This window comes from Citrobacter sp. Marseille-Q5395 (genome assembly GCF_947057495.1).
In the GTDB taxonomy this organism is placed as follows: domain Bacteria; phylum Pseudomonadota; class Gammaproteobacteria; order Enterobacterales; family Enterobacteriaceae; genus Citrobacter; species Citrobacter murliniae.
The window spans coordinates 1-998 of record NZ_CAMSEL010000071.1; the positions used below are offsets into that span (position 1 = coordinate 1).

1 pseudogene is annotated in these 998 nt (G+C 51.4%); it reads right to left on the reverse strand.

Features of this window, described 5'->3' with window-relative positions:
- Positions 1-998: pseudogene (locus OH663_RS26000) on the reverse strand (IS3 family transposase); the annotation flags it as partial.

Genomic DNA, 998 nt, shown 5'->3' on the forward strand with positions numbered 1-998 from the left:
GTAACCATCGGTCATTGAACAGGTTATTCCGTTTCGCTCATGAACTGACTGATAAAGTACCGAACAGTATTGCAGTCCTCTGTCAGAGTGATGTACCAGCGGACCTGTCGTTTTTCTCCGCCTCAGAGCCTGTCTGAACGCCTTTACCACGTTTTCTGTCTGCAGGTTTTCCCCGACATGGTAACCCACGATTTTTCTGGAGCAGGCATCGGTGACCAGACTCAGATAAGCCGTGCCGCTGCGCAGCGGAAGGTAAGTTATATCAGCGACCCAGACCTGCTCTGGCTCAAGGGGGGTAACCTGCTCAGGGCCGGGTTTCAGCAGATTAGGATGCCGGTAAAAGCGATGATGGCTGTTAGTGGTTTTGTGATATGCCCGTTTCACTGGCACCAGGAGCCGGTATTCATCCAGCAGGTTAAACAGACGGTCTCGTCCGATATTCAGCATTTTATCGGACTGAGTGTTCAGCAGATAGTGCAGTTTACGCGTACCGATTCGCGGCTGACGACACCTGACTCGGGCAACAAACTCAAGAACCTGAGCATGATGTTCCTGTCTTTTTATGCGTCTTGTGTTGTCCTGATACCACGCCTGTCTGCTGTGCCCCAGGAACTGGCATGCACGCGTAACAGTTATTTTTGGGGCCGGACTTTGCGCGAGGACTTGCCGGGCCGCTTTTTTACAACGCTCACCCCGTAATCATTTTTCAGGACGTTGATAACCGACTCAAAAAACTCAGCTTTCTGGTTCGCCAGCTCAAGCTGTTCTTCAAGTTCCCTGATTCTTTGCTCGGGTGTAAGCGGGATAATCGTCTGAGCCACAGGCAGTTTCCTCTTCACCAGGTCAGGAAGTCCGGGACTCCAGTCAAGTCGGCCATACTTACGCAACCAGACAAGAACGGTGGAGCGCCCCTGAATACCATACCGCTGCTGGGCCTGTTTATAGGTCATCTCGCCTTTTTCAACCTGCTCAACAACAGCTATTTTAAAGGATAGAGG